The organism is Phytohabitans kaempferiae (assembly GCF_042433955.1).
Lineage (GTDB): Bacteria > Actinomycetota > Actinomycetes > Mycobacteriales > Micromonosporaceae > Phytohabitans > Phytohabitans kaempferiae.
Genome location: NZ_JBHLUH010000008.1, coordinates 23,084 through 40,379 on the forward strand (window position 1 = coordinate 23,084; position 17,296 = coordinate 40,379).

A 17,296-nucleotide genomic window follows, 5' to 3' on the forward strand; every position below is an offset into this window, starting at 1 on the left:
CGCCGATCCCGGATGACTCCGGAAGCTACCGTCCGGCACCGAGGGCTCCCACCCCCCTACGCCCCTTATTCGGCACCGGGCGCCTCGGCCGCGAGGAGGTCCCGGGCCCGCGCGGCCAGTGCGGACCGGTCGACCTTTCGGTTGGCGTTCAGGGGAAACTCCGCCACGTTTCGGTAGTGCTTGGGGATTACGCCATCCGGAAGGATCTGCCGCAGCCGCCGCGTGATCGCCACGGGTGCGACCGGTGTCCCGGTGTAGAAGGCGAACAACTCGGTGGCGGCGGCCTGTACCCCTACCACGACCGCGTCGTCCACCCCGCAGGTGCGCAGTGCCTGCTCGACCTCGGCCAGTTCCACCCGCCAACCCTGAACCTGCACCTGGGTGTCGAGCCGCCCCAGGTAGGCGAACTCGCCCGGCCCGATCCGGCGGACCCGGTCGCCGGTGCGGTAGAAGCGCCGCGAATCCCGTTCGAGGAAGCGGTGAAGGCCGTCGTCCGGGTCCAGGTAGCCCGGCGTCAGCTGGGGCCCCGCCACGCACAGCTCGCCCTCCCCGCCGGCGTCGGCGCCGGCCGGTCCGCCGCCGTCGCCGTCATCGAGCAGGAAGTGGTCGTGGCCCTCGTGCAGCGCACCGATCGGCACCACGCCGTTGACGGCCAGGCCGGGCGTCGTCTCGTCACACCACCGGTAGGCCGCGACGGTGATGGTCAGCTCGGTCGGCCCGTAGAGGTTTTCCAGCGTCGACGCCGGCGCCGCGCGCCGCCAGTCGGCCGCGTCGCGGCACGTCAACGCCTCGCCGGCGAAGAAGCTCCACCGCAGTCCGGGCATGGCCGCGGCGGCGAGCCCGTCCATCCGGCGGACCAGGGCGATCGCACTCGGCGTCGAGAACCACACCGTCACCTCGCGCTCGGCCAGGAACGCCGGTAGCTCACGATAAGCCTGCGGCGGTACCGCCTGAAGCGTCGCGCCGGCACCCCAGGCGCAGAACATGTCGAACAGAGCACAGTCGAAGTTCAGGTCGAACGTCTGGGAGAACACGTCGCGGGGCGTGAAGTCGTACCGCGCGTCCAGCAGCCGGAAGTAGTGGTCCGTGCTGCCGTGTGTGATCACGACGCCCTTGGGCCGGCCGGTGGATCCGGAGGTGAACAGCAGGTAGGCGGCGTCGTCGGGCGTCACCGGCAAGGGCGCGTCGAGCGCCTCACCGGGAGCTGCCACCAGCCGCGGAAACGGCCCCCCGCCGCCGGCCGCCGCGCCCGGTGCGAGCACAGCCAACTCGGCCGGGCCGGCTGAGGCGCTCGTGTCGTCCAGCAGCCGGGGCAGGGCGGCCAACCCACTGTCGTCGACGACCAGCGCCCGCGCGCCCGAAGCGGCGAGCATCTGGCGGGTCCGCGCCGCGGGGAAGTCCGGCCGCAGGGGTACCACCGTCGCACCCGCGTAAAGCGCGGCGAGCGTGCCCACGTATGCCGTCAAGCCCTTGCCGGCCAGCACGCCCACCGCCCGCGCCTTCGCCCCGGCCAGCGCACCACCCCAACGCAGCGCCATCTCGTGCGCGTGCCGGTACGTGATGGATTCGCTGCCGACCCGCACCGCCACTCCGTCCGGTGACAGCGCCAGTCCGCGCAGGAAACGTCCATACAGCGCGGGCTCCGCCGTGGCGTGTTCGTTCGTCGGATTCACGTCGATCTCCGTGATGAATAGGGGTCCGCGGTTGTCGACCAAGCCCAGGCACGGCCGGTAACGTGCTCAACCAAACGGCCGGCAGCACAACCAACTCGCGTCGGAGTAGTCATGTGGGACAGCCAGTTCGAGGAGTCACTTCGTCGGTTCCTTCCCTATCTGTCGGCCGACGAGCCGCTGGAGGAGGACGCACAGCTTCGCGACTACGGGCTCGACTCGCTCGCCGGAGTCGAGCTGCTGTCGCTGCTGGAACACACCTACAGCGTCCGGTTCGCCGACGAAGCGCTGTCGCTGGCGACCTTCGAGACACCGGGGATCCTCTGGAAGGCCCTGTCGGCGATCCGGGTACCCACCGGCTGACCGCCGCCCCCGCGCGTCATCGGTCCCCGGCCGCCGGCCGGGGACCGCGGTGTTACCTGGCCGGCCACGGCCGAATGCCGCATCAGCCGGCCGCACCACGACGCCGGGGTTGCAGCGCGAGCCGAGGGTTGGCGGCGATCACCTCGAAGTTGGCGGTCGTGCACCCCACTCGGCCGAAAAGGCTATCCGGGCCGGCCACGCATACCGTGCCAACGCCCAGCCGCTTCAGCGTCGCCACCACATCGGGCCAGCGCAGCGGCCGGACGAAGCTTTCCAGCAGCATCGTACGGACAGCCTCCGCGGTGTGCAGCACCGCACCATCCTGGTCGGCCACCACCGGCAGTTTCGGGTCCGCGAAGGGCAGCTCGCCGATAACCTCCCGCTCGGCCTTACGGCGCAACGCGTCGAACGCGCCGGAGTGCATCGGCGGCCGCATCGTGTAGAGCGAAAGCCCACCCAGGCCACGAATCTCGCGTTCCAGCCACTCCAGGTTCTTCTCCCGCAGCGACACCATGAAGAAGTCGTGGTCGAGGTAGCAGGAGATGTCGTACCACTCTCCGCGCCCGTCCAACTCCGCCAGCACCTCGCCCAGCCCCGCTTCCGGAGTCCGGATGAACGAGTGCGTCACCACGTCACGATGCTCGGTGGCGAAGAACTCATCCATGCAGCGAGCCAGCCGCGCGGTCATCTCCACCGCGTCCGGATACGGCAGCACACCGGTGAACACCGTCAAGGGCTTCTCGCCAAAGCTCGCGCCGGCGCACACGTCCGGCTCAAACCCCAACTCATCCCGCGCCCACTCGGCCAATGCCAGACAGCACACCATGAAGCCGACCTGCGCGTACTCGCTGTAGTCGCCCTCGGTGTCGCGAAACCTGTCCACAACGGAGTAGCCCAGCCGGTCGTCGGCCTCCGCGACGAGTCGCCGCGCCGCCGGGCTGACCAGCATGAACCGGCCGAGGTCGACAAACCGCGACGGGCTCATTCCCGGAAACACGATCGCTTTCGCCGATCGGCTCTCCTCCACCGCATCCACCTTTCGCCTCAGCCGCCGAGGCTGGCCAGGAACTCGGTCAGGACCGCACCGAAGCGTTCCGGCTCCTCCAGGTGCGGCACGTGGCTCGACTCCTCGAAGATCTCCCACCGGACGTCGGGAATGCGGTCGGCGTACGGCCGCACGGTGACCGGCGTCGCCTCGTCATGCCGGCCGGAGATGACGAGTGTGGGCACCGCGATCGCGGGCAGGCACTCCTCCACCGACCAGTCCTTCAACGTCCCCACGACGTGAAACTCACTCGGCCCGTTCATCACCGAATAGACGGTTGGGTTGTTGGAGGTCTCCATGAACGAAGCCAGATAGTCGCGCGGCCACGGTCGCAGCCGGCACACGTGCCGCTCGTAGAAGAGCAGCATCGCCTTGACGTACTCGTTTGTGCCGGTGGTGCCGGCCGCCTCGTGCCGGCGCAGCGTCGCGTCCACATCCGCCGGCAGCGCGGCCCGCAGCACCTCCATCTCCTGCCGCCAGAGCACATACGACGCCGGCGAATTGGCCACGACCAACCCGCGCAGGCCGCTGGGTCGGCGCGCGGCATGTCGCGCGGCCACCATGCCACCCCAGGAATGGCCGAACAGTACATAGTTGTCGGCGATGTCGAGACGGCGCAGCAGGTTGTCCAGCTCGGCGAGGAACAGCTCGGGCATCCAGAAGTCCACCCCACGGTCGGGAAGGTGGGTGGAGCCGCCGTTGCCGAGCTGGTCGTAGTGGACGACCGGCCATCCCGCCTCGGCCAGGAAGCACAGGCTCAGCAGATAGTCGTGGGTGCTGCCAGGTCCACCATGGATGGCGACCACCGCCGGTTTGCCGCTGTCCGCCGGACCCGTCACCCTGTACCACGTACGGTACGGCCCGAAAGGCAGCCACCCCTTGACCCTGGGCGCTGCGGTGAGGCCGACCCCGGGTACGACGGTCACGCTGTATCACCTCAAACCTCTGGGCCGGACGCTCCCACCTGTTGTAGCCGCCGGCACGGTGGCACACCAGCCCCTATGGGGTACGCCGGCCGGGCGCGCCCAAGGCTCGCCGCCGACCCCTAATCTCACGCCGCGTCACGGTCGCGACCCGCCCTCGCGGCTACGCTGATCCGGCCCGAGGCACTTGGAGACAGTCATGCGTGTCATGTTGATGGCGCTACCGACCCGGACGCACATCTACGGCCTGGCCCCGATCGGCTGGGCCCTGCGGGCGGCCGGGCACGAGGTCCGCTTCGTGGCCCAGTGCAACCCGGCCGAAGTCGAGTCCTTTATGGAGACCGGCCTGGACGTGATGTGGTTCGGGGAGGATCTCGACATCGCCCGGGATCGCCGGGCCGGCCGTGCCACCGGCAACAGCGCGATGGACTCGGAGTACCGCATCTCCGAGACCCGGCCCGAGGTGCTGACCGATCACTACCTGCGCACGGTGTACGAGATGTGGGCCGGCCACCTGCGCTGGGCGGCTTCGGACTCCTTCCTCGACGACCTGGTGCCCTTCGCCCGGCACTGGAAGCCCGACCTGGTGATCTGGGACCCGATCATCTACGCCGGCCCGCTGATCGCGCAGGCGGCCGGAGCCGCGCACGTGCGGATGCTGATCGCGACCGACCAGACGGCCCGGCTGAGCTTTCAGTACCAGGAGATCATGCGCCGCGTGGACCCGACCGGCTCGGTGCCGGATCCCCTCGTCGCCTGGATGTCCGAGTGGCTCGGCCGGTACGGGTGCGAGTTCGACGAGCATTCGCGGTTCGGCGCGGCCACCGTCGACCCGGGCCCGGCCTGCATCCGCTACGACGTCGACGTCAACTACATCCCGGTCCGCTTCGCGCCGTTCAACCGCCCGATGCCGATGCCGCGATGGCTGCTGGAACAGCCCGACCGGCCCCGCATCTGCCTGACCCTCGGCGTCTCCGCCCGTCAGGTGCACGGCCGGGAGGAAACCTCCGTCGGCGATCTGCTCGAGGCCCTGGCCGACCTCGACGTCGAGGTGGTGGCGACGCTCAACGCCGACCAACTCGCCGACGTCGACCGGGTGCCGGACAACGTGCGCACGGTCGACTTCGTGCCGCTGAACGAATTGCTGGCGACCTGCTCGGCCATCGTGCACCAGGGCGGCGGGGCCACCATCGGCAACGCGGTGGTCAACGGCGTCCCGCAGCTCATCATCCCGGGCACGACATGGAGCGAGATGGCGTCCGCGATCGCGCAGGAGAAGCGCGGCAACAGCCTGTTCATCGACCTCGACCAGGTGAGTCCAGCGGCAGTGCGACGCGACGTGCAGCGGCTGCTCGACGAACCCTCGTTTCGCAGGTGCGCCGTCGAGGTACAGCAAGAGATGCTGGCCACCCCTACGATGCACGACATCGTGCCCGAGCTCGAACGGATCGCCGCGCTGCGGTAGGGGTGGGCTACGGGTGGCACGCCACGCACAAACCATCCAGGATGTCACTCATCCATTGGAGCCTGTTGAACAACCCCTGGGCTGAGCGTGCTCCTCCGATTGCCGGTGTTGTATCCGGTCGTCGTCTGGGCACCGCCGTGGCCGGTCGGCGGGCTATTCGACAGGCTCCTACATCCCTGCCGCGCGGGCGCGGGCATGCGCAGCATTGGAGACAGCTTTGCTAAGCGTCGTAATGCCCACCTTCAAGAACGCGCAATGCCTTGAGCTGACGCTGCGTTCGCTGACCCGGCAAACCCTGTCGACCGACCTGTTCGAGGTCATAGTCGTGCTGGACGGCCGGATGAACGGATACGACGGGGTCGAAAGGCACGCGCCGGACATCGACCTGCGCATCGAGACGCTTCCGCAGCGCCGCGGCCGCTCGGTCGCCCGAAACACCGGCATCGCGCTGGCCAAGGGCGAGGTCGTGCTGTTTCTCGACAGCGACTGCTACGCCACACCGCAACTGCTCGAACGGCACTACCGCTTCCACACCGAGACGCCCGGCCAGCGCGTGCTGCTGGGCAACCGGCACGAGATCGACTGGCCGCACATGACCTTCCTGGTCAACGACGACCCCATCCCCGCCGAGCTGATCTCCTCGCCCGACTACCGTGACATCAAGTTTCACGGCGCGGCGGACGCGGAGATCCCGGAGCGCATGCGCACGACGCCCTGGTTGTTCGCGCACACCAACAACGCCTCGGTGACCACCGAGACGCTGGCGGCGTCCGGCTGGTTCAACGAGGACTTCGGCGTCCGGTGGGGCCTGGAAGACCTCGAACTGTTCTACCGGGTCTACCTTCACCTCGGGCGCGATCCCGAGTCGTTCCACCACGATGTCGAGGCCGCCAGCTACCACCTCGTCGAATACCGCGACCAGCACGGCTTCTACCAGGAGATGTTCGAGAACATCAGCCTGCTGCGGCGGCTGCACCCCCATCTGGAGTGGGAGTTTCACTCCACCCTGTCCACAATCGACATCGCCGACAAGGTATGCCACTACCGAGGCGTCATCGACCGGTGCCTCGACGACGGCATCGGCCAGGTGCCGCCGGTGTGGGAGTGGCTGCGGCCGAAGCTGCCGGCTGGTCGGGCACTGGTGATCGGCACCGGAACCGGCGAGGTGGCGATGCCGGACGGCACGATGACGTTCGACTATGCCGCCCCGGTCTCCGCCGACAACTACCACCTCGTCGGCGTCGCGATACCGGTGTCCAGCGGCGCGTTCGACACCGTCGTCAGCGTCGACATCTGGCGCTGCCTGCGATGGCACGATCTGTGCGAGTTCCTGCGCGAGGCGACCCGGGTCGCGTCGCAGGTGCTGCTCGTGCACACGCGGACGGCGAAAGTGCCCTACGATGCGATGCGGACCGCCAGCGAGATCGGATACCTGCTGCGGACACTTGAGTCGCGCTTCGTCATCTCGGTGGAGCGCGGCGAAAACGGCGTCACCGGCATCACCGTGCGGCGGCGGGCATAGAGCCCGCACGAACTCGCTCCGGCTCCATCGGTAGGCGTAGCTGGGCCCGTCGCGGGCGGGCGACCCTCGTGATGGCGACGTGCACCAGTCGAGTCGCGAAGATGCCACCCGCTCAGTCGAGATCGAACTCGTTGCCCTCGATGTCCTGCATCACGAGACACGACTCGTTTTCGCCATCGGCACGCAGCAGCCGCACGCGTATGTCCGGCTGGTCGCCGAGGTACTTCCCGCCACGGGCCCTTCGGGCAGACCATCGCCCACGGATACCTGACCGTCTCCCTGCACGTACCGATGTGGTCCCAGCTGCTGCGCATCGACGGGATCGGCATGGGCGTCAACTACGGGCTGAACAAGGTCCGCTTCCCCGCCCCACTGCCCGTCGGCTCCAAGATCCGGCTACGCCCGACTGAAGACCGTCCGTTAGGCCAGCGGCGGCGCCGTCGACCTCACCGTCGCCATGACCGTGGAACGCGACGGCGGCGACAAACCCGTCGCGGCAGCCGAGGCGATCTACCGATACGTGCCCTGAGTGCCCGCGCCCGTTCAAGACGGTAAAGCTCACCTGTGGTTCAGCGACGTGGCACCGGACCCGTACTGGAGCGCAACGAGATCGGTGGGCTGTATAGCCGGTGTCGTGGCGCCGTCCCGGGTGTGGCGATGCTCTCCAGCAGCAGCGTCACCGCCTCGGTGCCCATGTCCACGATGGGCACGTCGGCGGCGGTCAGCGGCGGGCGGAAGTCCTCGGCCCAGTGCCGCGCGGCGACGCCGGTGATGGAGAAGTCGCGTGGCACGGCCAGCCCCGCCGCGTCCAACGACCGGTGCATGCCGGGCAGCGCGGCCTCGTTGACCGTGGCGATCGCGGTCAGTTCCGGGTGGGCAACCAACAGTTGCTCCACACATGCCTCCCCCGCCGCCGCGTCATCGCCGCAGCAGGCATCCACCCCGGTCAGGCCGCGCTCGGCGACGGCGCTCGTGAAACCGGCCAGCGCGCGGTGGCCCGGGCCGTAGCCGGCGGCCACCAGCTCGGCGGACCGGTTTACCAGGGCGACGTACGTATGCCCCAGGTCGGCCAGGTGGTGGACGCACCGGGCGATCAGCCCGGCGTAGTCGACGTCGACCCACGCCATGTCGTGCGGATCGGCGGTGCGGCCAATGGTGACGAACGGGAGCCGGCTCTGTTGCAGCCGGGTCACCCGGTCGTCCTCGAGCCGGATCTCCATCAGGATCACGCCGTCGACGCGCCGCCCACTGACGATCCGCTCGAATGACCGGTCGTGGTCTCCGCCGGACGGTGACAGCAGCACGTCGAGGTCCACCCGCGCGGCCGCCTCCACGACGCTGGCCACGAACCCGAGTTGCATGTCGGTGAGCCGCTGGCTGGCCGGCGGGATGACGAGGCCGAGGGTGTGGGTGCGGCCCTCCCGCAAGGCGCGGGCACTGGCGTTGGGGCGGTAGTCCAGCTCGTCGATGACGGCCTGGATCCGCTGCCGGGTCCCCTCGGACACGGCGCGCTTGCCGCTGAGCACGTACGACACCGTGCTGCGCGACACGCCGGCCCGCCGGGCGATCTCCCCGATGTTCATCCCGCTCCTGATGTCGAATCGGTTCCCGTGCCAGCCTACCGCTGTGCCGTGCTTCGGTCCGTTCGGCGCTTCTCGTGGGCGGCGGCGAGGATGAGATAGCCGCTGGCGGTCCAGGTGTAGGCACGGTCACGCAGGCCGGCGCCGGTCTCGGCGTCGAAGTTCTCAGCGAAGCCGGACTTCTCGCACAGAGCGCGGAAGCGTTGGCTGATCTCGTCGGCGAGCGCCGTGTGTCCGGCGCGGCGCAGGCCGTCCTCGATCAGCACGGTCGATGGTGCCCAGATCGGGCCGCGCCAGTAACCATCGGCGGCGTAGTGACTGGAGTCAACCGGCTCGGTGGCCAGGCCATGGGCCGTCAGGTGGTCCTCGATGCGGGCGGCGAGCGTGGCGGCGACAGGATCGGGCAGGTCGGCGCCGAGCACGATCGGCATGAGGTCGAGCAGACTGGTACTGGTACGTCGCTGGCCGGTGTGGGCGCCGCGAGCCTCGAATCGATCCGAGGTCCACAACTGGTCGAGCATGGCGGTGTGGATTCGGTCGGCCGTCTGCGTCCACCGGCTGGTGGGCTGGCCCAGTTCGGCGGCCAGATCGGCAAGGCAGCGCAGCTGTACGACGAGGAAGGCGGCGAGGTCGGCGGTCTCGATGACCCGATCGCCATCGAAGGTCGTGGCGTTGTCCCAGCCGCTGTCGTTGCCATGCTGATAGTGCGGCAGATCGTGGCCGGGTACCCGGCGGGCGGTGAGCCAGAAGTCGGTCCAGCGGGCCAGGCGCTCGTAAGCTGCGGTCAAGGCTGCCCGGTCCAAGGGTGGGTCGAGACGTTGCCGTAAATGCCGCAGCGCCCAGCCATGGATTGGCGGCTTGACGTAGTTGTAGAGGATCTCCGAATGAGTCACTGAGTCGGGCAGCGCGCCAGCAGGATCCTGGTGGTCGAAGGGCAGTTGGAATTGGTGCCAGGCGAGTTCGGGATCACCGTCGGCCAGGGCGATGGCGTTGAAGCAGTGATCCCAGCTCCAGACTTTGTCCATCCAGTGTTTGGACATGAGCACCGCCGGCCGGGTGACGAAGCCCGCGGGCGCGACGGTAGCCGACCACAGCAGATAGGCAGCAAGCTCGGCGGCCGGGGTCTGCGCGGTGCGCCACGGCGCGACCGCGTCGACGAACCCGGCGAAGTCGGCGGCGACGGCGTGGTGGAGCTGGTCGAAAGGGACCGCATCGGCGTACGGGCGACGGGCGGTCTGATACTCCTCGATGGCGATTTCCCACGGCCGGTCAGCCGCCAGAGTCAGGGATCGCCGCGCGGCGCCGAGCGCCTCGACTCCTTCAGTCTGCCCGAAGGCACCGCGAAGCAGGGTGACACGGTAGCGGCGGCCGGTTTCGTAGGACGTGAGTACGTGCGAGCCGTCGACCGGGTCGCGATAGAGGTAGGCGCCACTGAACGGGGTGAGCGTCCTGGCGGCGGCCTCGACGCGCATGCCGATGCCATCGCCGCGCAGCCGGATGGTGTCCGGCCCGTCGTAGACGAGTTCGACCCGGCCGGCGTCGTGGCGCCAGGTCAGCAGGGCGGGTGTGGCGACGACCGCCGTGGTCGCCAGCGGGGTGAATCGTAGGATCGCGTGCAGTCCGGTCTGGTGTGAGACCAGATGCAGGTCGTCGGCGTAGGTCTTCTCGGCTACCACAGGGGAGACGTTGAGCCAGGATCCGCGGTAGCTGAACGGGATGTCCTGGACGGAAAACGTCGGACCGGATGGGGCGACGGTCATGGGTGGCAGCTGCCTTTCTTCGTACACGGTGGGTCAGTCCTTGACGGCGCCGGCGGTGACGCCGGCGGCGACGTACCGCTGGGCCAGGACCAGCAGGATGGTGGCGGGAACGGAGGCGACGACCGCCGTGGCCATGATGGCGTTCCACTGCTGGTTGTTGTTGCCGATGTAGTGGTAGATGCCAAGGGTGATCGGCTGGTGGTCGCCACCGCCGTCCAATGTAGAGGCGAAGATGAAGTCGGACCATGCCCAAAGGAACGCGAACAGCGACACGGTGACGGTCGCGTTCCGGCTGAGCGGCAGGACGACCGACCAGAAGGTGCGCAGGCGGCCGGCGCCGTCGATGACGGCCGCCTGCGTCAACTCGTCCGGTATCCCGGACATGAAGGCGGTGAAGATGAGCACGGCGAACGGCACGGCCAGTGTCGAGTCGGCCAGGATCAGGCCGGGGACGGAGTTGAGCACTCCGAGGTTGAGGTAGATGGCGTAGAAGCCCATCGCCATGATGATGCCCGGGATCATCTGCGCGATCAGCAGCATGAAGCTGAACGCGCCACCGCCGACGGGTCGCAGCTTGGCCAGGGCATACCCGGCCGGGGCCGCGAGCACCACCGTCAACGCCACCGTGCCCAGGCCGATCAGCAGGCTGGTGCGCAGATAGGGAAGCTGCTGGTCGAGCACCGCCCGATACCCCTCCAGCGTGCCCTGAATCGGGATGAGGTGCGGTGGGTCCGCGCGCATGTCCTGGTCCCTGGTCAAGGACACATTGATCATCCAATAGACAGGGAAAAGCATCACCGCGGTCAGGGCCACACCGGTGGCGGTTTTCCACCAGTGGCGTCGGTTGGAGATGGTCATCGCGGCTGCTGCCTTCGTTGTACCCGGATGTAGATCAGCCCGGCGAACAGGGCCATGATGATGAGCAGGTTTCCGACCGCGGCGCCGGGCCCAAAGGAGGGCAGCAGGCTGCCGAACCCGAGCCGGTACGACCAACTGGCGAACGTCGTGGAGGAGTCGGTCGGGCCGCCCTTGGTCATGATCCAGATAATGTCGAAGACCTTCAGGGTGTAGATCAGACCGAGCAGCAGCGTGATCGCGGAGACCGGCCGCAGCAGTGGGAACGTGACCCGCCAGAACCGCTGCCAGCCGGTCGCGCCGTCGAGCGCCGCCGCCTCGTGCACCGCGATCGGGATCGACTTCAGTCCGCTGTAGAGCACGACCAGGTTGAACGGGATGCCGATCCAGATGTTCGCGATGATCACCGACACCAGTGACCAGTCCGGTGAGGTGAGCCAGTTGACCGGTCCGACACCGACCAGGCCGAGGGCCGCGTTGACGACGCCGGCGTCGCTGTTGAGCATCCACGACCAGGTCGACCCGGACACGATCAGCGGAAGCAGCCACGGCACCAGAAAGAGCGCCCGCAGTGTGCGGGACAGCGGGAAGCTCTGGTGGAAGAAGACCGCCAGAGCCATCCCGATGCCGAACTGGAAGGCCAGCGACGCGACGGTGAAGACCACGGTGTGCGCCAGCGCCGGCCCGAAGGTCGGGTCGGACAGGACCTCGTGGTAGTTGTCCAGCCCGGCGAACGGGGCACCGCCCCGCACGAACGAGCGGACCGTGTACTCGCGCAGGCTCAGCTCGATGTTGCGGTAGAGCGGATAGGCGTAGAAGGCGAGCAGATAGATCGTCACCGGGGCCAGGAACAGCCAAGCCGTCCACCGCCCGCCGGCGCGGCTGCCACGGCGCCCGGACAGCGCCGGGCGTGCGGGCGGAACGCGCCGTGCCGTTCCACCCGCACCGCGTTCGTGGCCCTTCGCGGATGACGTGGTCGCGGGGTTCATCGTGTCCGGAGTATTCCGAGGGCTACTTCGCCGCGCCGGCGGTTGCCTGCGCGTCGGCCAACGCCTGCTGTGGCGTCTTGGCGCCGCTGAGCGCGGCCTGCATCGCGGTCCACAGCGGTTCGGAGATCCTCGGGTACCTGGTGCCGAGGTTGTCACCGGTGCGTCCTTTCGCGGCCTTGACCGCCTCCACCCACACCCGCAGGTTCGCGTTGGCAGCCACCTGCTTGGCCTGCACAGCCGCGACCGGTGCGATGTAGGACAGGGTGGTGTCGGTAGCCAGCAGGTTGTCACCGCTGGTCAAACAGGCGACCAGCTTCTGGCTCGTTGCGTACCGCTCCGTGTTGCCTTGCACTGGGATCGAGACGAACTCACCGCCGGTCGGCGCGGGCGCGGTGCCGCCGGAACTCGCTGGGATCGGGATGATGCCGTACTCGAAGTCGAGCTTCTCCGCGTTGGCCAGCTGCCACGTGCCGTTCTCGCTGAAGGCGTAGTCGCCGCTGGCGAACTCCTGCCAGCTCGTGGTCTGCGTGTTGTTGATGACCGAGTTCGGCGCGTACCCCTGCTCGAGCCAGCCGGTCCACAGCGCCAGCGCGGACACCGCCTGCGGTGAGTCGAGGGCGGTCAGCTGCGCGCCGGATCCCCAGAACCAGGGCAGGAACTGGAAGCTGCCCTCCTCGGTGCCGATCGCCGAGAACGTTATGCCCTTCTTCCCGGCCGCCTTGACCTTCGCGAGCGCGGCGGTGAGGGTCGGCCAGTCCCGCACCGACGCGACGTCCACGCCGGCTTTGGTCAGCAGGTCCTTGTTGTAGTACAGGGCCAGCGTATTCGCGCCGATCGGGACACCGTAGGTCTTGCCCTCGGCCTGGCCGGCACCGAGCAGGTTCGGCTCCATCGCCGAGGTGTCGAGCTTGTTCTCCTCCGTGGTGGTGAGCACGCCCGCCTCGGCCAGGGTCGAGATCACCGGATTGTCAACGATCAGCACATCCGGCGAGTTGTCCTGCTGGGCGGCGAGCAGCGCCTTGTTGGTCAGGTCGGTGGTATCGAAGCCGGTCCGCTCGACGGTCACCCCGGCAGACGTACCGCAACTCTTGAGCAGCTTCACCCACTCGGAGTCGCCGGCAAACTGCGGATACGGGTCCCAGATGGCGTAGGGACCGCCGCCGGCCGAGTCGTCATCGCTGGACGAGCAGGCGGTCAACGCCGTGGCCACCGCGACCGCTATCGCGGCGATGCTGACCACGCGCCGCCCGTAGGTGGATGTCGTCATGTGGTGCCTCACTATGAGTCGATCTTCAAGGTGGCTCGAAGCGCGCCGGGGACCTTCGTCTCGCCACGGCTGGCCTGTCGGGGCCTGGGCTCCACAGGCGAACCGATTCGGCGAATCGGTTCGCCTGAACATAAGCCCTCTCCGGACAGCGGTCAAGGAACGCTTTCGCCTACGCCTACGCTCTCGTTAGAAACACGGGCTTCACGGCGCGGTCACGGCATTGACACACTTGATAGCCAGGTCCTACGCTGCCCGCGAATCGGTTCGCACCTCTCCCATCCCCGAGGAGTTGCCCATGAGATCCATGCTCAGCAGCAGACTCGTCCGTGCCCGGACGGCGGCCCGGGTCGCGGTCGGCCTGCTCGTGGCCGCCTCCGCCGTCCTCGTGGCCACCCCCGCGGCTCAAGCCGCGGACGAGTCGATCAGCGTCAACTTCGCCGCCGGCGGCGGCACGCCCACCTACCGGGCGTCCGGATGGATCTACGGCATGACCGAGAACGCGTCCGGCCCGGCCGACCACTTCTATCGCGACGTGAGGTTCCGCTACATGCGCGCCGGTGGCGCACAGCTTGGCTCGCCCGGCGGTTGGGTCAGCGGCACCTACGAGCGACGCTGGAGCTCCACCGTGGCGCAAGCCCGCCGCACGAACGCGCTCGGCGGCCAGTTCATCCTGCTCCCCCATGACCTGTGGGGCGCGGACGGCTACCCGATCTCCCGGTTTCCCGGCGACAACGGCAACTGGACCGACTACGACAACTTCCTCACCCGCGTCATCAACGATGTCCGGGCCGCCGGCATCACCGTGCAGTGGGACATCTGGAACGAGCCCAACATCACCCTCTTCTGGAACCGGCCCCAGACCCAGTACTTCGAGCTTTGGCGCCGCAGCTACCAGCGCATCCGAACGGCGTTCCCCAACCATCTGATCGTCGGGCCGAGCTGCGCCTGCGTGCCATCCACCACGCACACCTTCTGGAACCAGTATCTGGACTACATCCGCGCCAACAACGTCATCCCCGACATCATCAGTTGGCACTCGCTGCCGGGTGATCCGGTGGCGAACGTGGCCGCCGCCAATGCCACCCTCGACCCACGCGGCATCCCCCACCCGCGCCCGTACCAGATCAACGAGTACGCCGCCCCCGACGAACAGAACCCCGGCGACGGTTCCTGGTACATCGCCCGCCTCGAACGCGCCGGCGCCGACGGACTGCGCGCCAACTGGGCCGGCGGGGCCAACCTGCACAACGACCTGGCCAGCCTGCTGGTGCGAAACTCGGCCGGGCAGTCGCTGCCCAAGGGCGAATGGTGGGTCTACCGCTTCTACGGCTCACAGACCGGTCAGACCGTCGCGGTCACGCCCAGCCTCTCCTACGACGCCTTCGCCACCAAGGCGAGCGGCACCGCCAAGGTCCTCGTCGGCGGCGGCGGGACGACCGGCAACATCGCCGTCAACCTGCAACGCCTGGACGCCACCAGCGGCCTCGTGCAGAACAACCAGGTCCGGGTGCGGGTCCAGCGCATCCCCCACAACGGCGGCGGCGCCGTCCAAGGACCGGTCACCATCCAGAACGCGGTGGTGACGCTCGCCAACAACGGCACCACCGTCAACCTCCCGCACAGCAACGCCAACGACAGCTTCACCGTCACCGTGCTCCCGCCCTCGGACAACTCCTTCCAGTCGGTGGCCGTCGCGCAGCACTCCCAGCAATGCCTGGACAACGCCGACCTCGGCACCGCTGACGGCAACCTCCAGCAGCAGTTCTACTGCGATGGTGGCGACCAGCAACTGTGGAATTTCCGGCCGGTGACCGGCGTCGCCGACACCTACACCGTCGTCAACCAGCAGAGCGGCAAATGCCTGGACGTCAGTGGCGTCTCCACCGCCAACGGCGCCGCCGTACACCAGTGGACCTGCGTCAGCGGCGCCCAGAACCAGCAGTTCACGCTGCGCAAGGTCACCTACGCCGGCAACGACGCCCACGACTACCAGGTCATCGCCCGGCACAGCGGCAAGTGCGTGGACGTCAGCACGATCTCCACCGCGCCACGAGCCCCGATCCACCAGTGGACCTGCAACCCCGCCAGCCAGGGCAGCCCGCTCAACCAGACCTGGCGCCTCTGGGGACGATAACCATCCGATGCCAAGGCGTGGCGCTGGACCTGCTTCCCGCACGTCCAGCGCCGCACCCGATAGGTCGATGCCGGGTCGCGGGCCGCCCGACCACGATGTCCGCGACCAGGTTCAAGCCCCGCTCAGGCGTCCGTCCCGCATCTGGACGACACGGTCGCAGCGTGCCGCGATGCCAGCGTCGTGAGTGGCCATGAGGAGGGTCGTGCCGTGCTCGCGCCGCAGGCTCAGCAGCAGGTCGACGATCGCGGTGCCGGTGTGACTGTCGAGATTGCCGGTCGGTTCGTCGGCCAGCAGCAGGACGGGTTGGTTGATGAGCGCGCGGGCGATGGCCACTCGTTGTTGCTGCCCGCCGGACAGCCGCGAGGGCAGGGCGGATGACCGGTCGGCGAGCCCGACCATCGCCAGCAGCTCACGTGCGCGGGCGGCCCTGTCGAAGTCGGTCCGGAATGGGATCAGCGGCGCCATGACGTTGTCCAGGGCGGTGAGGGTGGGCACCATCCGTCCAATGCCGAGGCCAGAGGTGCCCGCCAACACGCTGCAAGAGGCTCGGGGAGATTGTCGTCAACATGGCTGCGGTCTGCGCTTTCAGGGTCAGGTGCGGGACCACTGCATGCTGTTCGCGGAGGTGCAGGTCCGCTGCTCGAGTGCGGCGCCAAGCGCGGTCGAACCGCCGACCACGTTGAGACATTTGTTGCTGTTCAAATTCACCAGGTCGTAGTAGCCGTTGCCGATCGATCGCCAGCTAAAGACCTGGTTGGCGCCACCGTGGCAAGTGTACTGGACGACCGGCGCGCCGTCGGCGGTGGAGAAGTTCAGGATGTCGACGCACTTGCCGCTGTGGGCGCTCTGGAGCGTGACGTTGCCGTTGCCGGCATCGACAAACCGCCACTGCTGCCAGGCGTTGCCGTTGCTGGCCCATTGGCCGATCACGGCCAGGTCCGCGGTGTTGGGTGACTGCACGTCGACGACCTGGCCGCTGTTGCGGTTGGCGATCCGGTACGACGCCGGGCCGGTGCCGCCGGTGAACTGCCACCAGTCGAAGTTGAAGAGGTGACCGCCGCCGCCCGTGAACCTGAAGTAGAGGTCGCGCGTGCCGGTCGCGCCGCTGACCGAACAGGATGTGTTGGTCCAGGTCTGCCATCCACCTGTGCCGGGCACCGTGCACCTGCCGACCAGTGGCCCGGTGGGACTGTCCAGCCGAAGTTCGACATTACCGCCCGCCGCGGCGGAAGCGACCCGGGCGGTGAAGGAGGATGCTCCGGTGCCGAACGCGACGCCCTTGACCTTGATGTAGTCGCCGTTCTCGATGGACCAGACGTTGAGGCTGCCGCTGCTGGCGGGCTCGGTTTCGATGCCGGAGGACCAGGCGATGGTTTCGGCTTCCTGGCGGACGTACGGGTTGAGGGTGCCGATCTGTGGCGCGCCGGTGGTGGTCATGTTGATCGTCGGGATGGTGCCGTTGCTGTTGTAGGTGAACCTTTCCACCGCGACCGACCGCGTGAAGCCACCACCACCGGGCAACGCGCCGTTGTGGTAGAAGAAATACGAGCCGCCGTTGAAATCCACGATCCCCGGATGGTTGGTGAAACTGCTCCCCTGACGAGACATGACGGTGCCCCGGTAGGTCCACGGACCGGTCGCACTCGTCGCGGTCGAGTAGGCGATAAACTCGCTACAACACTCGGCCGCGAAGATGTTGTAGTACATGCCATTGCGCTTGTAG

13 protein-coding genes and 3 pseudogenes are annotated in these 17,296 nt (G+C 68.2%); 5 read left to right on the forward strand and 11 right to left on the reverse strand.

Annotated features, from left to right (window positions below):
- Nucleotides 1-65: 65 nt before the first annotated feature.
- Nucleotides 66-1,673, reverse strand: a complete 1,608-nt coding sequence (locus ACFFIA_RS06685; RefSeq protein ID WP_377247076.1) for an AMP-binding protein — start codon at nucleotides 1,671-1,673, stop codon at nucleotides 66-68.
- Nucleotides 1,674-1,784: 111 nt separating this feature from the next.
- Here ACFFIA_RS06685 and ACFFIA_RS06690 point away from each other — a divergent pair, with 111 nt between their 5' ends.
- On the forward strand, nucleotides 1,785-2,033 hold the full coding sequence (locus tag ACFFIA_RS06690; protein WP_377247079.1) for an acyl carrier protein: 249 nt from the start codon (nucleotides 1,785-1,787) through the stop codon (nucleotides 2,031-2,033).
- 82 nt (nucleotides 2,034-2,115) lie between these two features.
- Here the strand turns inward: ACFFIA_RS06690 and ACFFIA_RS06695 are convergent, their stop codons facing one another.
- Together ACFFIA_RS06695 and ACFFIA_RS06700 are read right to left on the reverse strand one after the other, a co-directional pair.
- Nucleotides 2,116-3,060 carry an ACP S-malonyltransferase gene (locus tag ACFFIA_RS06695; protein ID WP_446686958.1) on the reverse strand — a complete coding sequence of 315 codons (945 nt, stop codon included), beginning with the start codon at nucleotides 3,058-3,060 and terminating at the stop codon, nucleotides 2,116-2,118.
- A 17-nt stretch (nucleotides 3,061-3,077) separates the two neighbouring features.
- Entirely contained in the window at nucleotides 3,078-4,004 is a 927-nt protein-coding gene (locus ACFFIA_RS06700; protein ID WP_377247082.1) for a proline iminopeptidase-family hydrolase, read from the reverse strand.
- A 196-nt stretch (nucleotides 4,005-4,200) separates the two neighbouring features.
- On the opposite strand from ACFFIA_RS06700, the gene ACFFIA_RS06705 reads away from it, so the two are divergent.
- Both ACFFIA_RS06705 and ACFFIA_RS06710 read left to right on the forward strand, forming a co-directional pair.
- Complete coding sequence (locus tag ACFFIA_RS06705) at nucleotides 4,201-5,466, forward strand: nucleotide disphospho-sugar-binding domain-containing protein (protein WP_377247085.1); 1,266 nt, start codon at nucleotides 4,201-4,203, stop codon at nucleotides 5,464-5,466.
- A gap of 232 nt (nucleotides 5,467-5,698) precedes the next feature.
- Complete coding sequence (locus tag ACFFIA_RS06710) at nucleotides 5,699-6,988, forward strand: glycosyltransferase family 2 protein (protein ID WP_377247088.1); 1,290 nt, start codon at nucleotides 5,699-5,701, stop codon at nucleotides 6,986-6,988.
- Nucleotides 6,989-7,100: 112 nt separating this feature from the next.
- Here the strand turns inward: ACFFIA_RS06710 and ACFFIA_RS06715 are convergent.
- Nucleotides 7,101-7,187 (reverse strand): annotated as a pseudogene (locus tag ACFFIA_RS06715) (VOC family protein); the annotation flags it as partial.
- 41 nt (nucleotides 7,188-7,228) lie between these two features.
- Between ACFFIA_RS06715 and ACFFIA_RS06720 the strand changes: the two are divergent.
- A pseudogene (locus tag ACFFIA_RS06720) lies at nucleotides 7,229-7,543 on the forward strand (MaoC/PaaZ C-terminal domain-containing protein); the annotation flags it as partial.
- 14 nt (nucleotides 7,544-7,557) lie between these two features.
- Here the strand turns inward: ACFFIA_RS06720 and ACFFIA_RS06725 are convergent.
- The 5 genes from ACFFIA_RS06725 to ACFFIA_RS06745 form a co-directional block, all read right to left on the reverse strand.
- Nucleotides 7,558-8,571, reverse strand: coding sequence for a LacI family DNA-binding transcriptional regulator (locus tag ACFFIA_RS06725; protein ID WP_377247091.1), 1,014 nt, complete (start codon nucleotides 8,569-8,571; stop codon nucleotides 7,558-7,560).
- Between the two features lie 35 nt (nucleotides 8,572-8,606).
- Nucleotides 8,607-10,040 (reverse strand): amylo-alpha-1,6-glucosidase, encoded by a 1,434-nt coding sequence (locus ACFFIA_RS06730; protein ID WP_377247094.1) that lies wholly within the window; start codon nucleotides 10,038-10,040, stop codon nucleotides 8,607-8,609.
- Nucleotides 10,041-10,361: 321 nt separating this feature from the next.
- Entirely contained in the window at nucleotides 10,362-11,186 is an 825-nt protein-coding gene (locus ACFFIA_RS06735) for a carbohydrate ABC transporter permease (protein WP_377247097.1), read from the reverse strand.
- Entirely contained in the window at nucleotides 11,183-12,022 is an 840-nt protein-coding gene (locus ACFFIA_RS06740) for a carbohydrate ABC transporter permease (RefSeq protein WP_377247100.1), read from the reverse strand. The genes ACFFIA_RS06735 and ACFFIA_RS06740 overlap by 4 nt, the downstream gene beginning before the upstream one ends.
- A gap of 172 nt (nucleotides 12,023-12,194) precedes the next feature.
- Nucleotides 12,195-13,439, reverse strand: coding sequence for a sugar ABC transporter substrate-binding protein (locus tag ACFFIA_RS06745; protein ID WP_377247103.1), 1,245 nt, complete (start codon nucleotides 13,437-13,439; stop codon nucleotides 12,195-12,197).
- Nucleotides 13,440-13,734: 295 nt separating this feature from the next.
- Here ACFFIA_RS06745 and ACFFIA_RS06750 point away from each other — a divergent pair, with 295 nt between their 5' ends.
- Nucleotides 13,735-15,573, forward strand: a complete 1,839-nt coding sequence (locus tag ACFFIA_RS06750) for an RICIN domain-containing protein (RefSeq protein ID WP_377247106.1) — start codon at nucleotides 13,735-13,737, stop codon at nucleotides 15,571-15,573.
- 111 nt (nucleotides 15,574-15,684) lie between these two features.
- On the opposite strand, the pseudogene ACFFIA_RS06755 reads toward ACFFIA_RS06750, so the two are convergent.
- Together ACFFIA_RS06755 and ACFFIA_RS06760 are read right to left on the reverse strand one after the other, a co-directional pair.
- Nucleotides 15,685-16,071 (reverse strand): annotated as a pseudogene (locus ACFFIA_RS06755) (ABC transporter ATP-binding protein); the annotation flags it as partial.
- A gap of 93 nt (nucleotides 16,072-16,164) precedes the next feature.
- A partial coding sequence (locus ACFFIA_RS06760; protein WP_377247109.1) for a carbohydrate-binding protein occupies nucleotides 16,165-17,296 on the reverse strand: 1,132 nt, incomplete at its 5' end.

Coding starts and splice junctions, on each gene's coding strand:
- ACFFIA_RS06710 (WP_377247088.1), top strand. CDS start 5,699: ATGCCCACCTTCAAGAACGCGCAATGCCTTGAGCTGACGCTGCGTTCG.
- ACFFIA_RS06730 (WP_377247094.1), bottom strand. CDS start 10,040: ATGCGCGTCGAGGCCGCCGCCAGGACGCTCACCCCGTTCAGTGGCGCC.
- ACFFIA_RS06745 (WP_377247103.1), bottom strand. CDS start 13,439: ATGACGACATCCACCTACGGGCGGCGCGTGGTCAGCATCGCCGCGATA.
- ACFFIA_RS06690 (WP_377247079.1), top strand. CDS start 1,785: ATGTGGGACAGCCAGTTCGAGGAGTCACTTCGTCGGTTCCTTCCCTAT.
- ACFFIA_RS06750 (WP_377247106.1), top strand. CDS start 13,735: ATGAGATCCATGCTCAGCAGCAGACTCGTCCGTGCCCGGACGGCGGCC.
- ACFFIA_RS06725 (WP_377247091.1), bottom strand. CDS start 8,571: ATGAACATCGGGGAGATCGCCCGGCGGGCCGGCGTGTCGCGCAGCACG.
- ACFFIA_RS06705 (WP_377247085.1), top strand. CDS start 4,201: ATGCGTGTCATGTTGATGGCGCTACCGACCCGGACGCACATCTACGGC.
- ACFFIA_RS06735 (WP_377247097.1), bottom strand. CDS start 11,186: ATGACCATCTCCAACCGACGCCACTGGTGGAAAACCGCCACCGGTGTG.